The 20605-nt window shown below is 70.3% G+C and carries 14 protein-coding genes; 8 read left to right on the top strand and 6 right to left on the bottom strand.

Annotated features, from left to right (window positions below):
- Positions 1 to 116: 116 nt before the first annotated feature.
- Positions 117 to 1637 carry a 30S ribosomal protein S1 gene (gene rpsA / locus AB0D18_RS10450; protein ID WP_362415059.1) on the bottom strand — a complete coding sequence of 507 codons (1521 nt, stop codon included), beginning with the start codon at positions 1635 to 1637 and terminating at the stop codon, positions 117 to 119.
- A 393-nt stretch (positions 1638 to 2030) separates the two neighbouring features.
- Between rpsA and AB0D18_RS10445 the strand changes: the two genes are divergently transcribed.
- Together AB0D18_RS10445 and hrpB are read left to right on the top strand one after the other, a co-directional pair.
- Positions 2031 to 2915, top strand: a complete 885-nt coding sequence (locus AB0D18_RS10445; RefSeq protein ID WP_362415057.1) for a class I SAM-dependent methyltransferase — start codon at positions 2031 to 2033, stop codon at positions 2913 to 2915.
- A gap of 70 nt (positions 2916 to 2985) precedes the next feature.
- Positions 2986 to 5520 carry an ATP-dependent helicase HrpB gene (hrpB, locus tag AB0D18_RS10440; protein WP_362415055.1) on the top strand — a complete coding sequence of 845 codons (2535 nt, stop codon included), beginning with the start codon at positions 2986 to 2988 and terminating at the stop codon, positions 5518 to 5520.
- A 34-nt stretch (positions 5521 to 5554) separates the two neighbouring features.
- On the opposite strand, the gene AB0D18_RS10435 is transcribed toward hrpB, so the two are convergent.
- The 3 genes from AB0D18_RS10435 to AB0D18_RS10425 form a co-directional block, all read right to left on the bottom strand.
- Complete coding sequence (locus AB0D18_RS10435; RefSeq protein ID WP_362415053.1) at positions 5555 to 6589, bottom strand: DUF3068 domain-containing protein; 1035 nt, start codon at positions 6587 to 6589, stop codon at positions 5555 to 5557.
- 15 nt (positions 6590 to 6604) lie between these two features.
- Positions 6605 to 6742 (bottom strand): SPW_0924 family protein, encoded by a 138-nt coding sequence (locus AB0D18_RS10430; protein ID WP_362415051.1) that lies wholly within the window; start codon positions 6740 to 6742, stop codon positions 6605 to 6607.
- Between the two features lie 272 nt (positions 6743 to 7014).
- Positions 7015 to 8778: a lytic murein transglycosylase gene (locus tag AB0D18_RS10425; RefSeq protein WP_362415049.1), complete on the bottom strand. Its 1764-nt coding sequence runs from the start codon at positions 8776 to 8778 to the stop codon at positions 7015 to 7017.
- Between the two features lie 252 nt (positions 8779 to 9030).
- On the opposite strand from AB0D18_RS10425, the gene AB0D18_RS10420 reads away from it, so the two are divergent.
- Complete coding sequence (locus AB0D18_RS10420; protein ID WP_362415048.1) at positions 9031 to 9945, top strand: DUF4184 family protein; 915 nt, start codon at positions 9031 to 9033, stop codon at positions 9943 to 9945.
- Positions 9946 to 9996: 51 nt separating this feature from the next.
- Here the strand turns inward: AB0D18_RS10420 and polA are convergent, their stop codons facing one another.
- Positions 9997 to 12732 carry a DNA polymerase I gene (polA, locus tag AB0D18_RS10415; protein ID WP_362415046.1) on the bottom strand — a complete coding sequence of 912 codons (2736 nt, stop codon included), beginning with the start codon at positions 12730 to 12732 and terminating at the stop codon, positions 9997 to 9999.
- A gap of 141 nt (positions 12733 to 12873) precedes the next feature.
- Here polA and AB0D18_RS10410 point away from each other — a divergent pair, with 141 nt between their 5' ends.
- Both AB0D18_RS10410 and AB0D18_RS10405 read left to right on the top strand, forming a co-directional pair.
- A complete protein-coding gene (locus AB0D18_RS10410; protein WP_362415044.1) occupies positions 12874 to 15153 on the top strand; it encodes an FdhF/YdeP family oxidoreductase in 2280 nt (759 codons plus the stop codon).
- Positions 15154 to 15272: 119 nt separating this feature from the next.
- Positions 15273 to 15740, top strand: coding sequence for a hotdog fold thioesterase (locus AB0D18_RS10405; protein ID WP_362415042.1), 468 nt, complete (start codon positions 15273 to 15275; stop codon positions 15738 to 15740).
- On the opposite strand, the gene AB0D18_RS10400 is transcribed toward AB0D18_RS10405, so the two are convergent.
- Entirely contained in the window at positions 15730 to 17646 is a 1917-nt protein-coding gene (locus tag AB0D18_RS10400; protein ID WP_362415040.1) for a Xaa-Pro dipeptidyl-peptidase, read from the bottom strand. The two genes, AB0D18_RS10405 and AB0D18_RS10400, sit on opposite strands and share 11 nt — an antisense overlap.
- Positions 17647 to 17908: 262 nt before the next feature.
- Here AB0D18_RS10400 and AB0D18_RS10395 point away from each other — a divergent pair, with 262 nt between their 5' ends.
- From AB0D18_RS10395 to AB0D18_RS10385, 3 genes are all read left to right on the top strand, one after another.
- Complete coding sequence (locus AB0D18_RS10395) at positions 17909 to 18361, top strand: hypothetical protein (protein ID WP_362415038.1); 453 nt, start codon at positions 17909 to 17911, stop codon at positions 18359 to 18361.
- 245 nt (positions 18362 to 18606) lie between these two features.
- The gene (locus tag AB0D18_RS10390) at positions 18607 to 19023 is read left to right on the top strand and encodes a hypothetical protein (protein WP_362415036.1); all 417 of its coding nucleotides are present in this window, start codon (positions 18607 to 18609) and stop codon (positions 19021 to 19023) included.
- 306 nt (positions 19024 to 19329) lie between these two features.
- Complete coding sequence (locus AB0D18_RS10385; RefSeq protein WP_362415034.1) at positions 19330 to 20565, top strand: branched-chain amino acid ABC transporter substrate-binding protein; 1236 nt, start codon at positions 19330 to 19332, stop codon at positions 20563 to 20565.
- The last annotated feature ends 40 nt before the right edge of the window (positions 20566 to 20605 follow it).

Genomic DNA, 20605 nt, shown 5'->3' with positions numbered 1-20605 from the left:
CGCAGCGAGGCCCGCTCCCCCGAAGGGGAACGGGCCTCGCTGTTCAGCCAGTTCAGCTGTCGGCCGCCGTCCTGTGACAGGTCAGTCGGCCACGCGACCGGTGAGGGTCAGAGCATTCAGCTCTGGCCGCCCGCCAGCTTCTCGCGCAGGGCAGCCAGGGCCTCGTCCGACGCCAGGGCGCCGGAGTTGTCGTCCGACTCCGAGGAGTACGAACCGCCCGAGATACCGGCGCTGGCGCTGCCACCGGCGGCGGCGGCCGGAGCGGCCGCACCCTCGGCAGCGGCGGCCTCGTCGGCCTCGCGGGACTTGATGACCTGGGCCTGGTGCTGCTCGAAGCGCGTCTGCGCCTCGGCGTACTGGGTCTCCCAGACCTCACGCTGCGACTCGAAGCCCTCGAGCCAGTCGTTGGTCTCGGGGTCGAAGCCCTCGGGGTAGATGTAGTTCCCCTGGTCGTCGTACGACGCGGCCATGCCGTAGAGCGTCGGGTCGAACTCGACCGAGGCCGGGTCGGCACCGAAGGCCTCGTTGGCCTGCTTCAGCGACAGCGAGATCCGGCGACGCTCGAGGTCGATGTCGATGACCTTGACGAAGATCTCGTCGTTGACCTGGACGACCTGCTCCGGGATCTCCACGTGGCGCTCGGCCAGCTCGGAGATGTGGACCAGACCCTCGATGCCCTCGTCGACGCGCACGAACGCGCCGAACGGAACGAGCTTCGTGACCTTACCGGGAACGACCTGCCCGATCTGGTGCGTACGGGCGAACTGCTGCCACGGGTCTTCCTGCGTCGCCTTCAGCGACAGGGAGACACGCTCGCGGTCCATGTCGACGTCGAGGACCTCGACGGTGACTTCCTGGCCGACCTCGACAACCTCGGACGGGTGGTCGATGTGCTTCCAGGACAGCTCGGAGACGTGCACGAGACCGTCGACGCCACCCAGGTCCACGAAGGCACCGAAGTTGACGATCGAGGAAACGACGCCGGAGCGGACCTGACCCTTCTGGAGGGTCGTGAGGAACGTCTGGCGGACCTCGGACTGGGTCTGCTCGAGCCAGGCACGGCGGGACAGGACCACGTTGTTGCGGTTCTTGTCCAGCTCGATGATCTTGGCCTCGAGCTCCTTGCCCACGTAGGGCTGGAGGTCGCGGACGCGGCGCATCTCGACGAGCGAGGCCGGCAGGAAGCCGCGGAGGCCGATGTCGAGGATGAGACCACCCTTGACGACCTCGATGACGGTACCGGTGACGATGCCGTCTTCTTCCTTGATCTTCTCGATGGTGCCCCAGGCACGCTCGTACTGAGCGCGCTTCTTCGAGAGGATCAGGCGGCCTTCCTTGTCCTCCTTCTGGAGAACCAGGGCCTCGATCTCGTCACCCACGGCGACGACCTCGTTCGGGTCGACGTCGTGCTTGATCGAGAGCTCGCGGCTCGGGATCACGCCTTCGGTCTTGTAACCGATGTCGAGGAGAACCTCGTCGCGGTCGACCTTGACGATGACGCCCTCAACGATGTCGCCGTCGTTGAAGTACTTGATCGTCGCGTCGATCGCCGCGAGGAACGCGTCCGCGTCGCCGATGTCGTTGACCGCAACCTGCGGGGTGGTGGCGGTGGCGGTGGTCTCGGTGCTGCTCGTCATGTGGGAAAGGGCTCCGGTACGGACAGAAATCGTAGGTACTGCTACGCCGTGAGCCTGTCGCTCTGCAGAAGCCGGACAGCCGAAGAAGCACCGGACTGAGAACATCGCCAGGCGCCTCGAAAACCGAGGAGACATACATGCAGATACGAGCGCGGCCTGCTAGGTCTGAGGCGCGCAGGCTCGCAGCGCAACTTGTAGCATACGGGGGCTGCCGGGCAGGGTCAATGCGCGAAGGCACACACCCGGGGCGGAACGCCTCATACCCGGCACAACTCAGGTTAGGCGAGGCCACCATGGCCGCCCGGCTCCCCCTCGACCACTTCTGGCACGTCCGCCGGAAAGTACCCGGGGAGGGTTTCCGCGGAGCCTACTCAGACGATTCAGACGGGCGCAATGATCCACGAAGACGAAGCCTCAGACGCTTTCGCCCCTCGCGACGCACTGGACGCACTGGACGCACTGGACGTCCAGGACGACACCGAGCCCGAGGCCACCCGGCGTGACGCGGGGGAGGCGGAGAGCAGCCGGGCCAGCCGGGGCTGGTGGGACCGCAACGCGGACGAGTACCAGCAGGACCACGGGACCTTCCTGGGGGACGACCGCTTCGTATGGGGTCCCGAGGGCCTCGACGAGGTGGAGGCGGAGCTGCTCGGCCCCGTCGACTCCCTCAAGGGGCTCGACGTGCTGGAGATCGGCGCGGGCGCCGCACAGTGCTCCCGCTGGCTGGTCGCCCAGGGGGCCCGCCCGGTCGCGGTGGACCTCTCGCACCGGCAGCTCCAGCACGCGCTGCGGATCGGCGGCGGCGAGGACGGGGTGGGCCTGGTGCAGGCCGACGCCGGGGTGCTGCCGTTCCGGGACGGCTCCTTCGACCTGGCGTGCTCGGCGTACGGCGCGGTGCCGTTCGTCGCGGACCCGGTGAAGGTGTTCCGCGAGGTGCACCGGGTGCTGCGGCCCGGCGGGCGGTGGGTGTTCTCGGTGACGCACCCGATCCGCTGGGCGTTCCCGGACGAGCCGGGCCCCGAGGGGCTCTCGGTCTCCGCCTCGTACTTCGACCGCACCCCCTATGTGGAGCAGGACGAGCAGGGGCGGGCGGTGTACGTCGAGCACCACAGGACGCTCGGCGACCGCATCCGGGACGTGGTGGCCGGCGGCTTCCGGCTGGTCGACCTCGTGGAGCCGGAGTGGCCCGCGTGGAACAGCTCGGAGTGGGGCGGCTGGTCCCCGCTGCGGGGGAACCTGATCCCGGGGTCGGCGATCTTCGTCTGCGTACGGGACTGATCCAAGGGGCAGCGGCCTTCGTCCGGACGGGGGCTGACCGGCGCGCCCGGCTCCGTACGACACTGGGGGCGTGATCCGCACCGACGCCCTTGACCAGCTGCCCGTCCGTTCCGCCGTGCCCGCCCTCAAAGAGGCGCTCGGCGCGCACGGCACCGCGGTGCTGTGCGCGCCGCCCGGCACCGGCAAGACGACCCTGGTACCGCTGGTGCTCGCCGGGCTGGTGGGCGGGGGTCCGGTGCGGCGGGTGGTCGTCGCGGAGCCGCGGCGGATCGCCGCCCGTGCGGCGGCCCGGCGGATGGCGTGGCTGCTGGGCGAGGAGGTCGGCGGCCGGATCGGCTTCACCGTGCGGGGCGAGCGCACGGTGGGTGCCCGGACCGTCGTGGAGGTCGTCACGACGGGAGTGCTGCTGCAGCGGCTGCAGCGCGATCAGGAGTTGCCCGGCGTCGATGTCGTCGTCCTGGACGAGTGCCACGAGCGGCATCTTGATGCGGACACGGTGGCCGCTTTCCTGCTGGACGTACGGGCCGCGCTGCGGCCGGAGCTGCAGCTTGTGGCGGCGTCGGCGACGACGGACGCGGCGGGCTGGGCCGAGCTGCTGGGCGGTGCGCCCGTGGTGGAGGCGCAGGGGGTGTCGTACCCCGTCGAAACGGTGTGGGTGCCGCCGGCACGGCCGGTGCGCCCGCCGCACGGGATGCGCGTCGACCCCGCGCAGCTGACGCATGCGGCGTCGGTGGTGCGGCGGGCGCTCGGCGAGCGCGCGGGCGACGTGCTGTGCTTCCTGCCCGGGGTGGGCGAAATCGCCCGGGTGGCGGGCCAGTTGGGGGGCGTGGGTGCCGAGGTGCTCCAGGTGCACGGACGTGCCCCCGCGGCGGTGCAGGACGCCGTACTCGCGGGATCTTCCTCGTCGGGGCGTCGTGTCGTCCTGACCACGTCCGTCGCCGAGTCGAGCCTGACGGTGCCCGGGGTGCGGATCGTGGTGGACTCCGGGCTCGCCCGTGAGCCGCGTACGGACCATGCGCGGGGGCTGAGTGCGCTGACGACCGTACGTGCGTCGGCCGCGGCGGGACGGCAGCGTGCGGGCCGCGCCGGGCGCGAGGCCCCGGGGACGGCCTACCGCTGCTGGGACGAGGCGGAGGAGGTCCGGCTGGCGCGCTTCCCGAACCCGGAGATCAAGGTGGCGGACCTCACGGCGTTCGCGCTCCAGGTGGCCTGCTGGGGCGATCCCGACGCGTCCGGCCTCGCCCTGCTCGACACGCCTCCGACCGGGGCGATGGCGGCGGCGCGGGAGGTCCTGTCCGCGATCGGCGCAGTCGACGCGCAGGGGCGGGCGACGGAGCGGGGCGTACGGCTGTCACGGCTCGGGCTGCACCCCCGGCTGGGCCGGGCGCTGCTCGACGGCGCCCGGGAGGTCGGCGCGCGCCGGGCGGCGGAGGTGGTGGCGCTGCTGAGCGAGGAGCCGCCGCGGGAGTACGGGGACGACCTGGCGGGCGCGTGGCGGGCGGCGCGGCGCGGCAGCGACGGGTACGGGGCGCGGTGGCGCCAGGAGGCACGGAGGCTGGCGTCGGGGGTCGGGGGTGCCGGCACCTCTGGTGGCTCGGGTGGCTCCGGTGGCTCCGGTGGTGGGGACGACGCGGTGGCGGGGCTGGTGGCGGCGCTCGCGTTTCCCGAGCGGGTGGCGCGGGCGCGGGGTGCGGGCGCCTTCCTCATGGCGTCCGGGACCGGGGCGGAGGTGGGTGAGGGGTCACGGCTGCGGAGTGCGCCGTGGCTGGCGGTTGCGGTCGCGGACCGGCCCTCGCACTCGGCGTCCGCGAGGGTGCGGCTCGCGGCCGTCGTCGACGAGGACACGGCGCTGCTCGCGGCGGAGCACTTGCGGGTGTCCGGGGAGGAGGTGCACTGGGAGGACGGGGACGTCGTCGCCCGGCGGGTGGACCGCCTGGGCGCCGTGGAGCTGACCGTACGGCCGCTGAAGGACGCGCCACGCGCGCGCGTGCACGAGGCGCTCCTGGAGGGGCTGCGGCGCGAGGGGGTCGGGCTGCTGCGGTGGACGCGGGACGCGGAGTCCCTGCGGGAGCGGCTGGCCTTCCTGCACCGGGAGTTGGGGGCGCCCTGGCCGGACATGTCGGACGAGGCTCTGTCCGGGCACACGGACGACTGGCTGGAGCCGGAGCTGTCGCGGGCGCGGCGGCGGGCGGACCTGGGACGAATCGACGCGGGGCAGGCGCTGCAGCGGCTGCTGCCGTGGGCGAGCGGGGACGCGGCGCGGCTGGACGAGCTGGCGCCGGAACGGATCCAGGTGCCGAGCGGGTCGCGGATCAGGGTGGATTACGGGGGCGGACAGCCCGTGCTGGCGGTGAAGGTGCAGGAGATGTTCGGGTTGGCCGAGACGCCGCGGGTGGGGGGCGTGGCGGGGGTGCCGGTGCTGGTGCACCTGTTGTCGCCGGCGGGGCGTCCGGCGGCGGTCACGGCGGATCTGGCGTCGTTCTGGAAGGAGGGGTACCGGGCGGTGCGGGCGGAGCTGAGGGGGCGGTACCCGAAGCATCCGTGGCCGGAGGATCCGGGGAGTTTCGAGGCGACGCGATTCACGAAGGCACGGTTGCAGAGGTAGGGGCGGTGTCGGGGGCGTCAGCCGCCCAAGGCGGCTAAGGGGCAGGCAGTTGGGGGCGCGGGGAACTGCGCGACCAGCCACGACGCACCCGCACGGTGTCCACAGGACCCGCACCCGCCGGCCCCACTCCCCGCCCCCGCGCCTCCACCCACAGCGCCAGCGCGAGAAGCGCGAGACCCAGCCCCAGGAACCCCCACGGCAAGTACGCCGTGAGCAGCAGGATCAGTGTCCGGTTGGACTTCACGAGGGCAACCGTGGAGTCGACGTAGTCGGCCCGCATCCTGACGTGCCCCGCGAACGCCGTGACCTTGTCGCGTCCGCCGAGCAGGCTGCCGCCCCGCAGCTCCTCCTGGTGGATCTCCTCGCCGTTGACGGGGGCGCCGGTGACGGGATCGATCCAGAACATCCGTTTCGTCGTGTACCACATGCTCGTGCCGGTCTGCTTCTCCAGCTTGGTGGAGTCGATGCCTGGCATCGGCATCTGCTTGGGGTAGGGCACCTTGGTCCACGGGATGGTCTGCTCGAAGTAGTAGACCTCCAGGCCCCGGAACTCCTGCGTGCCCCGGTAGTGGATGGGCGCGGTGCGGCGGGCCCTGGAGTCGTAGTACTCGTAGTCGCGCTTCTCCGTCAGGAACGGCCACTTGAACTCGATGCCGCGGCGCTGCACGGCATCGCCGTCGACCATCTCGCCGGTGGCGTGCACGGGGTCCTGCGAGTGCGCATCAAAGATGTAGCGCTCGGGGATGGTGGAGACCATCTTCCCGTCGGGGCCCGCGACGAAGGACAGGGCGTCCCAGACGACGACGTCGCGGTCCGCGGTCGCCTCGATCTTCTCGGACTCCTCGACGTTGCCCTTGAGGGTCTGCACGATGGTGAGCCTCTCGACCTGCTTGGACTGCATCGTGCCGTAGTCGACGAGCGTCGCCGGTTTGGCCTCCAGGACCGCTTCCTGGTACTGGCTGGGCGGGATCTTGGCCAGGCGCGGGAAGGCGTACCAGCGCAGGAGCGGGGAGAGGGCGGTGAAGAACACCGCGAGGGCGAGCAGGACCAGGCTGGATTTGCGTCGCATCTGCTTCCCGCCCCGCTACTTCTTCGGGCCCGGGACGGTGGTCAGCAGCGGCTTCGGCGAGGTTTCGCCGGTCGGGGTGCCGACGGCCGTGATGGCGAGGACCAGGGCGAATGCGGCGGCCAGCCCTATGGCGGCGGCGATGAGGGCGCGCATGGCCCGCCTCCCTCCCGGTAAAGGTTTCTGACGTTCCGTCAGGGACGTCGGGGAGGGGGCACCGTAGCAACGGCCGCGCGAGAGGGGAACAGGTCGGACGGGGGCTTCTCCCCTGGCCGGACAGAGGCTCGTCCCCGGGCCGGACAGAGGCTCTTCGCGGGGGCCGGACACAGGCACTCCCCCGGGCCGGTCGCAGGCTCTTCCCGGGGCCGGACACCCCAGGAGGGGGCCGGTGACTCCGGCCCCCTCCCGTATACGGTCCGCTCCCCCGGTTACGGCTTCGGCGTGCCCGTCCCCGAAGGGCTCCCCGTCGGCGTCGTCCCCGGTGTGGTCGGGGTCGTCGTCGGCGGTGTGGTGGGCGGGGTGGTCGGCGGGGTCGTGGGCGGTGTCGTCGGTGCCGCCGTGACCGTGAGCTGGACGTTCAGCGCGACGCCGTCCGCGACGATCCGCAGGACGTACGTGCCCGCCGTGTCGCCCGCGTACAGCTTCGGCAGCGTCACCGTGCCGTCGGCGCCCGTGGTGAGGCCGCCCACGGTGCGTACCGCCGTGCCGTCCGCGGCCTTGAAGTACGGGCCCTTGGTGCCGGTGATCACCGCGGACACCGTGGCGCCCGCGAGCGCCTTGCCGTCGGCGGTCGCCTTCACCTCGACGGCGGTCGCGAACGCGGCACCGGCCTCGGCCTTGAGCGCGGCCTGCGACGTACGGGCGAGTGCGTCGGCCTTCGGCGCCGGGGCCGGCGCGGCCTTGACCGTCGCCCAGAACTCGGCCGCCGGAGTGCCGGGAGCGGTCGCCCGGACCACGAACGATCCCGCCTGCCGGCCCGCCGCGAGGACCGGCGCGGTGGCGGTGCCGTCCTTGCCGGTGGTGACGGTGGTGCGCAGGGCGTTGCCGGGGAAGCGGGCGCCGGTGGCGCCGATGACGGTGAAGTCGACCTTGACGCCCGCTACCGGCTTGCCCGCCGCGTTGAGCGCGCGCACGGCCGGGCGGCCTGTGAAGTTCCCGCCCGCGACGGCGGCCAGCTTCTGGGCGCTGGTCTGCTGCAGCTTGACGGGGCCGGCCGGTGTGGTGGGCGGCTTGGTGGTGGTCGGCGGCTTGGCCGGCGGTTTGGTCGCGACGGGGGGCTTGGTGGCGCCCGGAGCCGGGGTGGTGGGAGTGGTCGGGGTCGTACTGCCGGTGCCCGAAGGGGTGTTGCGGTGGCTGTCGGGGTCGGGAGTGGTCGGCTGGACGCCGGAGCCGTCCGGGACCTCGTGGGTGCCGCGCTTGTAGTACTCGAACCAGGACAGGACGGTCCGCAGGTACTCCTGCGAGTGGTTGTAGCTGAGGATCGCCTTGTCGCGGTCCTGCGGGTTCGTCATGTCGCGGGAGCCCGCGCAGAGGTAGTGCCCGGCGGCCAGCGCCGCATCATAGATGTTGTTGGGGTCCTTGCGGCCGTCCCCGTTGCCGTCCTTGCCGCTGCGCGCCCAGGTCGACGGGATGAACTGCATCGGGCCGATCGCCCGGTCGTACGTGGCGTCGCCGTCGAACTCGCCCTTGTCGGTGTCCGAGATGTTCGCGAAGCCGATGCCGTTGAGGACGGGCCCGCGGATCGGCTTGGTGGTGTTGCCCTGGGCGTCGACCTGGCCGCCGCGCGCCTGACCGGACTCCACCTTGCCTATGGCGGCGAGGAGCTGCCACGGGAGACGGCAGGAGGGATCGGCCGTCTCGATGGCCGTCTGCGCCTTCTTGTACGCGTCCAGCACGGTCGCGGGGAGACCCGCCTCGGCCGCCCCGACCGGGGTGGTGGTGCCGTCGCCGGGCAGGCCGATGCTCGCGTCCGGCACACCGGGGGTGGTCAGCGGTGGAAGGTCCGTGTAGTACGGGGAGTTGCCGGTGGCGGCGCTGTCCGGCGACGGCTTCGCACCGGCCGCCGCCTGCCCGGTGGCCGGATTCCCCGCCGCCCCTGGAGCCTGCGACGCGGACAGGGCTGCCACGGCTATCGCCGCGACCGCTGTCGTGGTCGCCCCCTTGCGCAAACGGCGACCGAATTGTGCTGCCATGCGAGTGGTCCCTCCCCATCGGCGGCAGACGCGCTCCCCAGCGCGAAGACCCACGTGACACTACGACAACTCTTGGCCCCGGAACACAGGCTTCTGGACGCTTTTCACCAGTTCGACACCTTCGTATCCCCCCGTATCCCCCGCAAGAGGCGTCTCAGCAGTCCCGCATACTGAGCGTTATTGATCAAAATCGGCCAACGCCCAGTCGGGGCCGTCCACAACGCCCAGTCGGGGCCGTCCAGGAGGACACCGGTGCCGTTCACACTCAGCCACGCCGCTGCCGTACTGCCCGGCATCCGCCGGAACGGCACGGGCCGCGGCCCGTTCCTGGCGTCCGCCCTCGTCGCCGGATCCTTCGCCCCCGACCTGACGTACTACGCCGCGTCCGTCGTCCCCGGCGGGATGGCGTTCGGCGACTTCACGCACTCGGCGGCCGGCATCGTCACCGTGGACGTCCTGTGCACCGCCCTACTGGTGGGGCTGTGGCTGCTGGTCCGCGAACCGCTGACGGCCCTGCTGCCGCGCACCTGGCAGCCACGGGTGTACAGGCTCCTGCGCGGGGAGCGCTGGGACGCCGTGTCGCCGTCCCTGGCGGGGAAGTTCGCGCTGTCGGCGGTGGCCGGATCACTCACCCACGTCGGCTGGGACCTCTTCACGCATCCGGGCCGCCTCGGCATGGAGCTGCTGCCGGTCCTGGGGCAGACGTACGCCGGCTTCCCCCTCTACACCTATGCGCAGTACGGGACTTCGGCGCTGGCCGCCGTCGGCCTCGGCTGGTTCCTGGCGACGGCGCTGCGACGCCGGCCGGACGGAGCCGCACTCACCGGCGTACCCCTGCTGGACGTACGGCGGCGGACCGCCGGGATCGCCCTGCTGCTGGGGTGCGCGGCACTGGGCGCGGTGGGACGGTGCGTGATCTGGGCGGCCCACCAGAGCCTCCCCCTGCGGCCGTTCGACTACGTGCCGACGGCCTGCTTCGGCGCCGGGGCGGGGCTGCTGGTGGGTCTGGTGCTGTACGCAGTGCTGGTGGGCCGGTGGCGGAGCACCTCGGCGGAACCCTCCGCAATGCACGACTCGGCGGAACCCTCCGCAATGCACGACTCGGCCGAATCCTCCCCGATGCACGACGACACGGCGGAGGCCCGCCCCCGTACCCGATCGCACTGATCGCACACGGGGACGGGCCTCGCCGGAACACACTCCGCAAGCCCCGCAGGGTCAGTGCGCCGCCGACTCCCAGTCCGCACCGACACCCACCGACACGTCCAGCGGCGCCCGCAGTTCGACCGCGCCCGCCATCTCGCGGCGGACGATCTCCTCGACCTTCTCCCGCTCGCCCTTCGCGATCTCCAGCACGATTTCGTCATGCACCTGGAGCAGCATCCGCGAGGTGAGCCCGGCCTTCTCCAGCGCCGCGTCCACATTCAGCATCGCGACCTTGACGATGTCCGCCGCGGTGCCCTGGATCGGGGCGTTGAGCGCCATCCGCTCGGCCATCTCACGGCGCTGACGGTTGTCGCTGTTGAGGTCGGGGAGGTAGCGGCGGCGGCCCAGCATCGTCTCCGTGTAGCCCGTGGCGCGGGCCTCCTCGACGGCGCGCTGCAGGTAGTCCTGCACCCCGCCGAACCGCTCGAAGAACGTGTTCATCAGGCCGCGCGCCTCGCCCGCGTCGATGTTCAGCTGCTGGGAGAGACCGAACGCGGAAAGCCCGTACGCCAGGCCGTACGACATGGCCTTGATCTTGCGGCGCATCTCGGCGTCGACCGCGGAACGCTCCACGCCGAACACCTGCGAGGCGACCGTGGTGTGCAGGTCCTCACCGGACTTGAACGCCTCGATGAGGCCCGCGTCCTCCGACAGGTGGGCCATCACGCGCAGTTCGATCTGGCTGTAGTCGGCCGTCATCAGGCACTCGTAGCCCTCGCCGACGACGAAGCCGCGGCGAATCGCGCGGCCCTCGTCCGTACGCACCGGAATGTTCTGCAGGTTGGGCTCGGTGGAGGACAGCCGTCCGGTCGCCGCCACCGTCTGGTTGAAGGTGGTGTGGATACGGCCGTCGGCGGCGATCGTCTTGATCAGGCCCTCGACGGTGACCCGCAGCTTGGCCTGCTCACGGTGGCGCAGCATGATCACCGGCAGCTCGTGCTCGGTCTGCGCCGCCAGCCAGGCCAGGGCGTCCGCGTCCGTCGTGTACCCCGTCTTGGTCTTCTTCGTCTTGGGCAGCGCCAGCTCGCCGAAGAGGATCTCCTGGAGCTGCTTGGGCGAACCGAGGTTGAACTCGCGGCCCGCCGCGTCGTGCGCCTCGCCCACGGCATGCTGCACCGCGGCCGCGAACTGCTCCTCCATGGCGGTCAGATGGTCCCGGTCGGCGGCGATGCCGTGCCGCTCAAGGCGGGCAAGGAGGATCGAGGTGGGCAGCTCCACGTCATGCAGCAGCTCGGCCGCGCCGACCTCCTTGAGCTTCTCGCCGAACGCCTCACCCAGGTCGAGGATGGTGCGGGCCTGCCCCATCAGCGCATCGGCCTCGGCCCGCTCGTCCTCCTCCGACCCGAAGGCCAGCTGTCCGTCGGCGACCGCCGCAGGGGCCAGTTCACGGCCCAGGTACTCCACCGACAGGGCGTCCAGCGCGAAGGACCGCCGCCCCGGCTTCACCAGGTACGCGGCGAGCGCGGTGTCCATGGTGACCCCGGCGACCTGCCAGCCGTGCTCCGGGAAGACCCGCATGGCGCTCTTGGCGTTGTGCAGCACCTTGGGCCGGTCCGCATCCGCGATCCACGCGGCGAACGCCTTCTCGTCGCCCTCGGCCAGCTCGGCGGGGTCGAACCAGGCGGCCGCCCCGTCCGCCGCGGCCAGCGCGATCTCCGTGACGTTGCCCGAGCCCAGCGCCCAGGTGTCGACCGTGGCCACACCCAGCGGCTGCGCGCCGTGCTCCTGCAGCCAGGGGGCGAGCTCGCCGGAGCCCAGCACGACGCCGTCCAGCTCGATCCCGGCGGCCGGAGCCGCCGCTTCCTCCTCCACGGCGCCCGGGTCCACGGCCAGCAGCCGCTCCCGCAGCGACGGATTGCGGATCTCCAGCACCTCCAGGACGCCGGCCAGTGCCTCCCGGTCGTACGGAGCGCGCTCCAGGTCCGCGGGGCCCTTGGCCAACTCCACGTCGCGCACCATCTCGGTGAGCTTGCGGTTGAGCTTCACGGCGTCCAGGTGGTCCCGGAGGCTCTCTCCCACCTTGCCCTTGACCTCGTCGGCCCGCTCCATCAGCGCCGCGAACGAACCGAACTCCTTGATCCACTTCGCGGCGGTCTTCTCGCCGACCTTCGGGATGCCCGGCAGGTTGTCCGACGGGTCGCCGCGCAACGCCGCGAAGTCCGGGTACTGCTGCGGGGTCAGACCGTACTTCTCCTCGACCGCCGCAGGGGTGAACCGGGTCATCTCGGAGACACCCTTGGTCGGGTACAGCACCGAGGTGTGCTCAGTGATCAGCTGGAACGAGTCGCGGTCGCCCGTCATGACCACCACGTCGAACCCGGCCGCCTCCGCCTGCGTGGCGAGCGTGGCGATCACGTCGTCCGCCTCGAACCCGTCGACCGCGAACCGCTCGACGTGCATCGCGTCGAGCACCTCGCCGATCAGCTCGACCTGCCCCTTGAACTCGTCGGGGGTCTTCGAACGGTTCGCCTTGTACTCCGGGAACTCCTCGGAGCGCCACGTCTTGCGGGACACGTCGAACGCCACCGCGAAGTGCGTGGGCGCCTCGTCACGCAGGGTGTTCGCCAGCATCGACATGAAGCCGTACACGGCGTTGGTCGGCTGGCCGCTCGCCGTCGTGAAATTCTCCGCGGGCAGCGCGAAGAACGCACGGTAGGCCATGGAGTGCCCGTCCACGAGGAGCAGGCGGGGACGCGCCCCGGCGGTCTCAGGAGTCTTGTCTGCGGTCTTCGCTGCTGTTTTTGCCACGTGTCCGATCCTAGGCCGCCCCACTGACAATCCGGTCCGCGGAGCCGTCACGCAACGCCCCGCCCGTCCTCACTGTCAGTGCCTCGTGACAGGATCGAAGACCTCACAGATCCGCAGATCCACCGCTCGAAGGGGAGCGCCATGGCAGCGAAGCCGCCCGCAGGGGACCCGGTCCAGGACGCACCGCAGGTCGCGGCCCCCCAGCACGCCGCCGCCGGCCTGCCCGCCATAGCGCACACCCTGCGCATGGCCCAGCAGCAGATGGGCACGGTCCGCACCGCCCGCACCCTCCTCAAGGTCAACCAGAAGAACGGCTTCGACTGCCCCGGCTGCGCCTGGCCCGAGGAGGACAAGCGGCACACCGCCGAATTCTGTGAGAACGGCGCGAAGGCCGTCGCCGAGGAAGCCACCCTGCGCCGGGTCACCCCGGCCTTCTTCGCCGCGCACCCGGTCTCCGACCTGACGGAGCGCAGCGGGTACTGGCTGGGCCAGCAGGGCCGGATCACCGAGCCGATGCTGCTCGACGAGGGCTCGGACACCTACCGGCCGGTGACCTGGGAGTACGCCTTCGGCCTGATCGGCCGCGAGCTGCGGGCACTCGATTCCCCCGACGAAGCCGTCTTCTACACCTCCGGCCGCACCAGCAACGAAGCGGCGTTCCTGCTCCAGCTCTTCGCCCGCGAGTTCGGTACGAACAACCTGCCCGACTGCTCCAACATGTGCCACGAGTCCTCAGGCTCCGCCCTCACGGAGACCATCGGCATCGGCAAGGGCAGCGTCAGCCTGGAGGACCTCCACCAGGCCGACCTGATCATCGTCGCCGGGCAGAATCCGGGCACCAACCACCCGCGCATGCTGACCGCCCTGGAGAAGGCCAAGCATGCGGGCGCAAAGATCATTTCGGTGAATCCCCTGCCCGAAGCGGGACTTGAGCGCTTCAAGAACCCGCAGACCCCGCAGGGCATGCTCAAGGGAACGGCCCTCACCGACCTGTTCCTGCAGATCCGCCTCGGCGGCGACCAGGCCCTCTTCCGCCTCCTCAACAAGCTGATACTGGAGACGAACGGCGCGGTCGACGAGCTGTTCGTACGGGAACACACCCACGGTTACGAGGAGTTCGCCGCCGCGGCGAAGGCCGCCGACTGGGACGACACACTGACCGCGACCGGCCTCGATCGCGCCGACATCGAGCGGGCGCTGCGCATGGTCCTCGCCTCGAAGAGGGTCATCGTGTGCTGGGCGATGGGCCTGACCCAGCACAAGCACTCCGTGCCGACCATCCGCGAAGTGGTCAACTTCCTCCTGCTGCGCGGCAACATCGGCCGCACCGGCGCCGGAGTCTGCCCCGTCCGCGGCCACTCCAACGTCCAGGGCGACCGCACCATGGGCATCTTCGAGCGGCCCGCACCCGCCTTCCTCGACGCCCTCGACAAGGAATTCTCCATCACCTCGCCCCGCCACCACGGGTACGACGTGGTCCGCGCCGTCCAGGCGCTGCGCGACGGCGACGCCAAGGTGTTCTTCGCGATGGGCGGCAACTTCGTCGCCGCCACCCCCGACACCCACGTCACCGAGGCCGCCATGCGCAAGGCCCGCCTCACCGTCCACGTGTCGACCAAGCTCAACCGCTCGCACGTCGTCACCGGCACCCGCGCACTGATCCTGCCCACCCTCGGCCGCACCGACAAGGACGTCCAGAAGAGCGGCAAGCAGTTCGTGACGGTCGAGGACTCCATGAGCATGGTGCACGCCTCCCGCGGCAACCTCCCGCCCGCGAGCCCGCACCTGCTGTCCGAGCCCGCCATCGTCGCACGCATGGCACAGGCCGCCCTCGGCGAGCGATCGACCACCCCGTGGGCACAGTTCGAGCAGGACTACGCGCGCATCCGCGACCGGATCTCCCGCGTCGTCCCCGGCTTCGAGGACTTCAACACCCGCGTCGCCGCACCCGGCGGCTTCACCCTCCCGCACGGCCCGCGCGACGAGCGCCGCTTCCCCACCGCCACTGGCAAGGCCAACTTCACCGCGGCCCCCGTCGAGTACCCCGAACTCCCCGCCGGGCGGCTGCTGTTGCAGACCCTGCGCTCGCACGACCAGTACAACACCACCATCTACGGCCTCGACGACCGCTACCGCGGCATCAAGGACGGCCGCCGCGTCGTCCTCGTCAACCCCCAGGACGCCCGCGAGCTCGGCCTCGCCGACGGCAGCTACACCGACCTGGTCAGCGAGTGGAAGGACGGCGTCGAGCGCCGCGCCCCCGGCTTCCGCGTCGTCCACTACCCGACCGCCCGCGGCTGCGCCGCCGCCTACTACCCCGAGACGAACGTCCTCGTACCGCTCGACGCGACGGCCGACACCAGCAACACCCCCACCAGCAAGTCGGTCGTCGTCCGTCTGGAACAATCACCGCCCGTATGAGCGTTCGCTTAGACACGTCGCTCAGACACGTCGCTCAGACACGTCGCTCAGATAAGTCGCTCAGACAAGTCGCTGAGACAACCGGACCACACGGTCACACACCGAACGGAGCCTGGCCCATGGGTGAGCAGTCCACCGCGAAGTTCCCGCAGGACGTCGTCGACGAGTACGCCGCGCTCGGCGTCGACCTGGCCGCGATGTTCTCCGCCGGGCACCTCGGCACCCGCATGGGTGTGCAGATCATCGAGGCATCCTCGGACCGCGTCGTCGGCACCATGCCCGTCGAGGGCAACACCCAGCCGTACGGACTCCTGCACGGCGGCGCCTCCGCCGTCCTCGCCGAGACCCTCGGCTCGGTGGGCGCCATGCTGCACGGCGGCAGCAAGAAGCTCGCCGTCGGCGTCGACCTCAACTGCACCCACCACCGGGGCGCCCGCAGCGGACTGGTGACCGGCGTGGCCACCCCCGTCCACCGCGGACGCTCCACCGCCACCTACGAGATCGTCATCACCGACGAGCAGGACAAGCGGGTCTGCACGGCCCGCCTCACCTGCATGCTCCGCGACACCGAGGGCCTCACCGGCTGACCGGCAGCGTCACACTGCTGACCCCGGCCCGGACGGACATCTGCGTCCCGGCCGGGTACCGCAGCGTGTAGTCGAAGTCCGTCGACATCAGCACCACACCCAGCCGATGCCCCTTCTTGAAGACGTACTCCTGCGGCTGCATGTCCCACTTCAGCGCGTACTCGCGCCCCTCCACCACCTTGTCCTGGCGGGAGAAGGAATTCCGGTTACGGACGTCCAGCCACCCCCGCGACACGATCTTGAAGTCGGCACTCTCCGTACGATGCTTGCTGCGGTACGCGCACCCCGTGTCCCCCTCGATGCCCTGCCCGTAACAGACCTGGGGCTGCGAGGTGTCCGACGCCGTGCCCGCGGTCGCCCTGGTGTCCTGCCCGTAGTCCACCAGCAGCGCCGTCACGTACGGCGAGGTCCCCTTCAACGAGGCCAGCACCGACATCTTCGGCACCCCGTTCACCCGCAGGTCCTTCTCCAGTGCGCCCGTCGTGTACGCCAGCCGGTTCGGGTTCGCGGTCTGAGGCGACGCCGCCAGCTGCTCGGCCTTCACCGTGCGGCCCGCGTCCGTCAGCGACTGCTTGACCGGCAGTCCCGGCCACGGCGACAAGCCACGGGAATTCAGCCGCAGCGTCTCGTTCCGCGTCCCGCGCGCCGGCCACTCCGACTGCCGCTTCCAGCTGAAGTCGGCCTGCTCGACATCCACCTTCGGCTCGTCCAGCGCGCCGTTCTTCAGCCCGTACAGCCAGTAGTCGAACCACTGGTGGGTCTGGCGCAGCCACTCCTCCATCCGCAGCGGCATCGGGTTGATGTGCCCCGCCTGGTGCAGCCACATCTTGCGCGGCACACCGTTCTTCTTCAGCGCGTCCCACAGCTGACCGGCGTGCTTGGTCTTCACGTTCCAGTCGTTGAAACCGTGCACGACGAAGACCCCGGCCTTGATCTTCCCGACGTCCTTGAGATAGTCCCGCTCCTTCCAGAACGGCCCGAAGTCCCCCGTCGTACGGTCCTGTTGGGCGGTCAGCGCGTCATGGACCGGCGCGCACACCTCCGGGTTCGCCCGGCTGTTGACGCCCTTCGCGAGGATGTCGGTGTCCTCGCCCTGGTAACCGCCCGGCGCGACGACGCCACCGCCGGCCCGGTAGTAGTCGTACCAGGAGGAGATCCCGGAGATCGGCACGATCGCCTTCAGACCCTTGACCCCGGTAGAGGCGACGGCGGTGGGCAGCGTCCCGTTGTACGAGATGCCCATCATCGCGGAGTTGCCCGTCGACCAGGTGGCCCCGACCGGCTTCCCGTCCAGGTCCCAGCCGCGGGCCCGCCCGGCCAGCCAGTCCACGGCGGCCTTCGCACCGAGCGTCTCGTTGCGCCCGCCGGAGGTGGAGCAGCCGGTCGCCGCCCCCGTACCGACGCTGTCGACCTGGGCGACCGCATAGCCGCGCGGCAGATAGTAGTTGTCGTAGTACCCGCCGTACGTCACCGGGCCCGCGGCGACGAGGGACGGCCTGCGCGCCTCACCGGCCGGCCACTTCCCGCCGAACGGCAGCCCGTCCTCGTCCACATCGACGTTGTGGAACGGAACGTCGGGACCACCGCCCCAGTACGGACTCGCCTCGATGATCGTGGCGACCTTCAGCCCGGCGTCGGTCTCCTTGGGCCGCAGGATCCGCATCCGGATCGTGTCGCGCTTCCCGTCGTCGTCGCTGTCCACCTCGGTCTCGACGTCGACCTGCTGGTAGAGCGCGTCAGCACGCGAAAACACCGGCTGCGTCTGATTGTTGACGATCTTCAGGGCGGGCTGCGCGGCCTGGTCCGCCCGCGCGGCGGCGGGCGTCGGGAGCGCCGCCAGGAGGGACGCGGCCAGTGCCGCCATGCCCCATTTCCGTACCGTACGTATAGCTGTGGGTCTCGCCATCGTGCCTGCCTCCAGAGGGTGCGGGGATGCGACGATCACGCGGTGGGCGCGTACACATTCGCCGCTCCGGCCCGGACGCGCCAGAGGGCAGCACCGACCTCATGCATCGGCGTTGCCCACCGGACAACTCCGCTGCCCGGAAGGGAGGTTCGCGACGCGGCCATTAGAGCCCTGGTTCTCCTGGGGCGCCAGAGGCAATCGAGCCACCTGTTTCGGCCGCCGCCCAGTAGCCCGCACACCTCTCAACACGTAGCCTTCGAAGGTGAGTTCAGGTCGCACGCACACCCTCCGGGCGAGCACCAGGAACACCCTCGCGCTGCTCGCCGCCCTCGCCTGCGCCACCGCGTGCAGCCCGCAGGGCACACCTGACGCCACCGCCTCCGACAGCTCCCCCGCCACTTCCGCCGCACCTCCCGCCCGCCCCGCCGACCTGTGCACCTCACTCGTCTCGTACTGGGTGAAGGAGGCGCTCAAGGGCAACAAGTGGGCCGGCATCGACTGGGAGCAGAAGGGCCTTTCCAACGAGCAGTACGGCATCCACGAAGCCGTACTCGCCGAAGCCCGCGCCGAGCAGAAAAAACACGGCACCGCCGCGGCCGAACAGCTCGCCGACCGCAGGGTCCGGCAGAAGTGCGAAGCCCAGAAGGGCGCCACCGGCAGCTCGGAGAACTGGCGCGAACCACAGGCGCCCCGGGAACCGCACACACCGCGATGAGCACCATCGGCCCCGTCGAGGAGTACGGCACAACGCCCGGCGCAGGAGCCGGAGCAGACACCGGAGCAGGGGATTCTGCGCCAGCCCACGAAGTCATCGGAACCGCCAATTCCGCCCACCGAGGCCCCACTTGGCATCGCGGACGGCACCGCGTCTGGCGCCGTGCCGCTCTCGCCGCCTGCGCCGCCCTCGCCCTCGTGCTCGCTCTCGGCCACCTGAACGGGCGGCGCCCGACCGTGCCCCCCTTGCCTGGACTGATCACCCGCATCTCCTACCAGGGGCTCGCCGGGCCGCCCGACCGGAAGGCCCGGAGCTTCACCTTCCGCATCAAGATCACGACCACTGACCCCGCACGCGGCAGCCACCTCCTCGTCAGCGCGATCCAGCAGCCGTACGCCGCATTTACCACATTCGCCACACCAGCACCACCACTTGATATACGGCAGGGAAGGGGCATAGTTACGGCACTGCGGATCACCGTCGGCACCTGCACGGGAATTCCGCGCGGAGTCTCTCTACCCGTACTCGAAGTAACGCTGAGTAACAGAAGGACCGAAGAACGCGTGAGCTTCGGACTCGGCGCCACCTACGCCGAGGACCTCGAAGACGTCCTCACCGAGCTCTGCCCGCTGTCAGTACCAAGATCACCCCAAGCGCCTTAGCGGAACTGCCAGTTCTCACCATGCGAGAAAAAGCCACACCGGCCAAAAGACCGATATGACCCTCCTTGTGCACCAAGCTCTCGCCACGGCATAACAAGACAGTCACATCCTGCGGCTACCGGCTCCCCGAGTCCTTCACCTGCGCTTAGAGTCACGGCCAGTCACCGCGCCGTCGGGCACGACTGCAAGCGACCGCAAGCGACTGGCACGAACAGTCCCGCAACGTCCCACCACCACGCCCCAGTTCGGCCCGGCCAGCGTCACGGCACCTCAGCAGAGGAGGCCGCGCCAGGGAAAGGATTCACCGTGCGACACCGTTCCTTGCTCATACTCACCACCGTGCTCACCACCGGAGCACTCACCCTCACCGCCTGCTCGTCGCGTGACGAAGGCGGCAAAAGCAACGGGGGCTCGGGCAAGACGACCACCGTGATCATCGGTGTCGACGCCCCGCTCACCGGATCCCTTTCCGCCCTCGGCCAGGGCATCAAGAACTCCGTGGACCTCGCGGCCAAGACCGCCAACAAGAACAAAGAGGTCTCGGGCGTCGAATTCAAGGTCGAAGCCCTCGACGACCAGGCAATTCCCGCCTCCGGCCAGGCCAACGCCACCAAGTTCGCCGGCAACAAGGACGTCATCGGCGCCGTCGGCCCCCTCAACTCCGGCGTCGCCCAGTCCATGCAGGGCGTCTTCGACACCGCGGGCCTCGTCCAGGTCTCCCCGGCGAACACCAACCCCTCGCTCAGCCAGGGCGACAACTGGGGCAAGGGCGAGAAGAAGCGCGGATTCAAGACGTACTTCCGCACCGCCACCACGGACGTCATCCAGGGCAAGTTCGCCGCCCAGTACCTGTACAACGACGCCAAGAAGAAGAACGTCTACGTCGTCGACGACAAGCAGACCTACGGCGCCGGCCTCGCCGCGATCTTCTCCGAAGAGTTCAAGCGCCTCGGCGGCAAGATCGCAGGCAGCGACCACGTCACCACCAAGGAGACCGACTTCTCCTCCACCGCCAACAAGATCAAGGGATCCCAGGCGGACTCGGTCTACTTCGGCGGCCAGTACCCCGAGGGCGGCCTCCTCTCCGACCAGGTGAAGAAGACCGGCGCCGACATCCCGCTCATGGGCGGCGACGGCGTCTACGACCCCGCCTTCATCAAGGCCTCCGCCCAGTCCAACGACGGCGACCTCGCCACCTCGGTCGGCTTCCCCGTCGAGAAGCTGGAAACCGCCAAGAAGTTCATCGCCGACTACACGGCCGCCGGCTACAAGGACCCCTACGCGGCCTACGGCGGCTACTCCTACGACGCCGCCTGGTCCATCATCCAGGCCGTCAAGGCAGCCGTGCAGGCCAACGGCGGCAAGCTGCCGACCGACGCCCGCGCCAAGGTCCTCGAAGCCATGTCCAAGGTCTCCTTCGAGGGCGTGACCGGCAAGGTCTCCTTCGACGAGTACGGCGACACCACGAACAAGCAGCTCACCGTCTACTCCGTGAAGAACGGCGCATGGACCGACGTCAAGAGCGCCACGTTCAAGGACTGACCCACCCGCACTGACCGACCCAAACCGCGCGAGGACGCAA

This window comes from Streptomyces sp. NPDC048442, assembly GCF_040651475.1.
GTDB lineage: Bacteria > Actinomycetota > Actinomycetes > Streptomycetales > Streptomycetaceae > Streptomyces.
The sequence above is the reverse complement of the archived record's forward strand: the minus strand, read 5'-3'. Positions and strand labels throughout refer to the sequence as shown.